This window comes from Pseudocitrobacter vendiensis, from assembly GCF_943590815.1.
GTDB classification, from domain to species: Bacteria; Pseudomonadota; Gammaproteobacteria; order Enterobacterales; family Enterobacteriaceae; genus Pseudocitrobacter; species Pseudocitrobacter vendiensis.
On the sequence record NZ_CALSBS010000069.1, the window covers coordinates 1 to 4,143 of the forward strand.

4 protein-coding genes and 4 tRNA genes are annotated in these 4,143 nt (G+C 49.5%); 7 read left to right on the plus strand and 1 reads right to left on the minus strand.

The window, feature by feature from the left end; all coding sequences use genetic code 11:
* The first annotated feature begins 66 nt into the window (after positions 1-66).
* Positions 67-1,095 carry a UDP-N-acetylmuramate dehydrogenase gene (gene murB, locus NMC31_RS25860; protein ID WP_253899393.1) on the plus strand — a complete coding sequence of 343 codons (1,029 nt, stop codon included), beginning with the start codon at positions 67-69 and terminating at the stop codon, positions 1,093-1,095.
* Complete coding sequence (birA, locus tag NMC31_RS25865; protein ID WP_149465137.1) at positions 1,092-2,054, plus strand: bifunctional biotin--[acetyl-CoA-carboxylase] ligase/biotin operon repressor BirA; 963 nt, start codon at positions 1,092-1,094, stop codon at positions 2,052-2,054. Before murB ends, birA begins: the two co-directional genes overlap by 4 nt.
* 38 nt (positions 2,055-2,092) lie before the next feature.
* Here the strand turns inward: birA and coaA are convergent, their stop codons facing one another.
* The gene (gene coaA, locus NMC31_RS25870; RefSeq protein ID WP_041686545.1) at positions 2,093-3,043 is read right to left on the minus strand and encodes a type I pantothenate kinase; all 951 of its coding nucleotides are present in this window, start codon (positions 3,041-3,043) and stop codon (positions 2,093-2,095) included.
* Between the two features lie 386 nt (positions 3,044-3,429).
* Between coaA and NMC31_RS25875 the strand changes: the two genes are divergently transcribed.
* The 5 genes from NMC31_RS25875 to NMC31_RS25895 form a co-directional block, all read left to right on the plus strand.
* A tRNA-Thr gene (locus NMC31_RS25875) sits at positions 3,430-3,505 on the plus strand.
* Positions 3,506-3,515: 10 nt separating this feature from the next.
* A tRNA-Tyr gene (locus tag NMC31_RS25880) sits at positions 3,516-3,600 on the plus strand.
* Positions 3,601-3,710: 110 nt separating this feature from the next.
* A tRNA-Gly gene (locus tag NMC31_RS25885) sits at positions 3,711-3,785 on the plus strand.
* Positions 3,786-3,790: 5 nt separating this feature from the next.
* Positions 3,791-3,866, plus strand: a tRNA-Thr gene (locus tag NMC31_RS25890).
* A 118-nt stretch (positions 3,867-3,984) separates the two neighbouring features.
* A partial coding sequence (locus tag NMC31_RS25895) for a GTP-binding protein (RefSeq protein WP_001543379.1) occupies positions 3,985-4,143 on the plus strand: 159 nt, incomplete at its 3' end.

Sequence of the window (4,143 nt, forward strand, 5' to 3'; positions counted from 1 at the left end):
GATACCACGCGCACAATCCCCTCATATACGGTAAACTAGCGACGTTTTTGCATCAGGAAAGCAGCTATGAACCATTCCCTAAAACCCTGGAACACCTTCGGCATTGATCATCATGCGAAGCACATTATATGCGCGGAAAACGAACAACAACTACTGAGCGCCTGGCAGCATGCGACCGCAGAAGGTCTGCCAGTTCTTATTCTGGGGGAAGGAAGCAATGTTCTCTTCCTGGAAGATTACGCCGGAACCGTCATCGTTAACCGGATTAAAGGTATCGAGGTTACCGAGTCGGCAGATGCCTGGCATCTTCATGTCGGGGCGGGTGAAAACTGGCATCAATTAGTTTGTTATACGCTGGATAACAACATGCCGGGTCTGGAAAACTTAGCGTTGATCCCTGGCTGCGCCGGTTCATCACCTATTCAAAACATCGGAGCCTATGGCGTCGAGCTTCAACAGGTCTGTGAGTTTGTAGACTGTGTCGAACTGGCGACCGGTAAACACCTGCGTTTATCGGCATCAGAATGTCGTTTTGGCTATCGCGATAGCATCTTTAAAAATGAGTATCAGGACAAATTCGCTATTCTGGCCGTGGGTTTCCGCCTGACTAAAGCGTGGAAGCCCGTGCTGACGTACGGCGATCTGACGCGTTTAGATCCGCAGACCGTTACCCCGCGTGACGTTTTTGATTCCGTATGCCATATGCGAATGACAAAACTCCCGGATCCTAAAGTTAACGGCAACGCGGGAAGCTTCTTTAAGAACCCGGTCGTTAATCGCGAGCATGCCGATGCGCTGCTGGCTTTATTCCCCAATGCGCCACATTATCCGCAGCGTGATGGAACCGTAAAACTGGCGGCGGGCTGGCTTATCGACCAGTGTCAGTTGAAAGGCTATAGTCACGGTGGCGCGGCGGTACATCAACAGCAGGCGCTGGTTCTCATCAATCAGAGTAATGCGACCAGTGATGATGTGGTTGGTCTCGCCCATCATGTGCGGGCTCAGGTCGGCAAGAAATTTAATGTCTGGCTGGAGCCTGAAGTGCGATTTATGGGGCCAACGGGCGAAGTGAACGCGGTAGAGGTCATTGCATGAAAGACAACACGGTACCCTTAACGCTGATATCCATCCTTTCTGACGGTGAATTCCATTCCGGCGAACAGTTGGGTGAAAAACTGGGTATGAGCCGGGCGGCGATTAACAAACATATTCAAACCCTACGCGATTGGGGCGTGGATGTGTTTACCGTACCTGGCAAAGGTTACAGCCTGCCAGAGCCTATCCAGTTACTGGAAGAAGAACGCATTCGTCAGCAAATTGAATATGGTAATGTGGCGGTCTTACCGGTTATTGATTCCACCAACCAGTATCTGCTCGATCGCATTCACGGGTTGCATTCTGGCGATGCCTGCGTGGCAGAGTATCAAACCGCAGGACGTGGTCGCCGTGGCCGTAAATGGTTCTCTCCATTCGGGGCAAATCTCTACCTTTCAATGTACTGGCGTCTGGAGCAGGGGCCTGCCGCGGCAATTGGTTTGAGTCTGGTGATTGGCATTGTCATGGCTGAAGTATTGCAGAGCCTGGGTGCCGACCATGTGCGTGTAAAATGGCCGAATGATCTGTACCTTAATGATCGTAAACTTGCCGGTATCCTGGTGGAATTAACCGGAAAAACGGGTGATGCTGCGCAAATTGTCATTGGCGCGGGAATTAATCTTGTCATGCGTAACGTCGAAAATGATGTTATTAATCAAGGCTGGATCAACCTTCAGGAAGCGGGGATCTCCATCGATCGTAATACGCTTGCTGTCCGCCTGATTAAAGAGCTTCGTGATTCGCTACGTCTGTTTGAGCGGGAAGGGCTGACACCGTATCTGACACGCTGGAAAAGACTCGATAACTTTATTGATCGTCCGGTGAAGTTAATTATTGGCGACAAAGAGATCTTCGGTATATCACGTGGAATTGATTCGCAAGGCGCATTATTGCTTGAGCAGGATGGAGTGATTAAACCCTGGGTTGGCGGCGAAATTTCGTTGCGTAGCGCAGAATGAAAAAAAGGGAGCTGAGGCTCCCTTTTCTATAAAAGGCTTTATTTTCTTAGACGGACCTGCTCAACCGAGTGATTTGCGCTTTTCGTCAAAATCAGGCTCGCGCGCTCGCGCGTAGGCAAGATGTTTTCCTTAAGATTCACAAGGTTAATCTCATTCCATAAATTAGTCGCTACGTTTATCGCTTCATCTTTTGAAAGCTGCGCATAGTTGTGGAAATAAGAATCCGGATCGGTAAATGCGCCTTCGCGAAATTTTAGGAAGCGGTTGATATACCACGATTGAAGGAGTTTTTCCGGCGCATCAACATATATTGAGAAGTCGACAAAATCGGAAACAAATACATGATGTGGATCGTGTGGATAATCCATCCCGCTTTGCAGAACATTTAATCCCTCAAGAATTAAAATATCCGGATGCGTAACCGTTTTATCGCCGTCCGGGATGACATCATAAATCAGATGCGAATAGACAGGGGCTGTCACGTCAGGCACGCCGGATTTCAGGTCTGAAACGAATTTCACCAGGCGATGCATATCATAAGATTGCGGGAAGCCTTTCTTCTTCATCAGCCCACGTTCTTTCAGCACCTCATTAGGGTGCAGGAAGCCATCGGTGGTAATCAGCTCTACACGGCGATGCTCAGGCCAGCGGCTCAGTAACGCCTGCAACACGCGTGCGGTGGTGCTTTTCCCCACGGCGACGCTGCCGGCAATACTAATGATATAAGGAATACGTTGCCCATTGGTGCCCAGGAACTGTTCCAGCACAGCCTGGCGACGCAGGTTCGAGCTGATATAGAAGTTGAGCAAACGCGATAAAGGCAAATAGATCTCGGCGACCTCTTCCAGCGACAGATCTTCGTTGATACCTTTCAACCGTTTGATTTCCCCTTCAGTCAGGGTCATCGGCACGGAATCACGAAGTGCAGCCCACTGGCTACGATTAAACTGTAGGTAAGGTGTCATTAACGTTTGCTCTTTTTTTCTCATAAGCATGTTCTGACCGCCGCCTTAGCGAACACACGACGCATCAACATTCAGTTAATCAGGACAATGGGCAGGAGGTTAACACCAGATGGAAGAGAATAAGAAGAAAAAATCTAAATACGTGGCGCTTTCGTGCACAAACGCAACACATTACGACTCTCTTCCGAAGCGTTATTAACCCTCACTTTGAGCGGCAAAAACCGTTAAGGCCGATAGCGTCGTAATTCGGCCATGAAGCGTTGCATTAAAAATACTCACTTTTTGCTCTCATATTCACCACTCTGCCGTGTTTTTACGCATTTGCGCACAAAATATGAGCAAGAGAACATTTTATGCAAATTTTTAGTTGCATGCTGGCGCAGGTCTCCCTAGAATGCGCGCTACTTGATGCCGACTTAGCTCAGTAGGTAGAGCAACTGACTTGTAATCAGTAGGTCACCAGTTCGATTCCGGTAGTCGGCACCATCAAGTGCCTGGTGGGGTTCCCGAGCGGCCAAAGGGAGCAGACTGTAAATCTGCCGTCATCGACTTCGAAGGTTCGAATCCTTCCCCCACCACCATCTTCGGTTACGCGAAAGCGCAGCCAGAGTCGGAAGCTGTATCCACCGGCTCAAACAGGAGAGTGTTCTTCTCCTTAAACAGAAAGAACTGGGTAGCCGAGTTTCAGGATGCGGGCATCGTATAATGGCTATTACCTCAGCCTTCCAAGCTGATGATGCGGGTTCGATTCCCGCTGCCCGCTCCAGACGTGCTGATATGGCTCAGTTGGTAGAGCGCACCCTTGGTAAGGGTGAGGTCCCCAGTTCGACTCTGGGTATCAGCACCACTTCACTTCTCCTTCCCGTTTCTCTCTGTTTACTTTTAAATGCATTCAACAAGTCGGGCGTGTTGCCTGGTTGATGTGGTGATATCACCGATTTATCCGTGTCTTAGAGGGACAATCGATGTCTAAAGAAAAGTTTGAACGTACAAAACCGCACGTTAACGTCGGTACTATCGGCCACGTTGACCATGGTAAAACAACGCTGACCGCTGCCATCACTACCGTACTGGCTAAAACCTACGGCGGTGCTGCTCGCGCATTCGATCAGATCGATAACGCG

Coding starts and splice junctions, on each gene's coding strand:
- coaA (WP_041686545.1), bottom strand. CDS start 3,043: ATGAGAAAAAAAGAGCAAACGTTAATGACACCTTACCTACAGTTTAAT.
- murB (WP_253899393.1), top strand. CDS start 67: ATGAACCATTCCCTAAAACCCTGGAACACCTTCGGCATTGATCATCAT.
- birA (WP_149465137.1), top strand. CDS start 1,092: ATGAAAGACAACACGGTACCCTTAACGCTGATATCCATCCTTTCTGAC.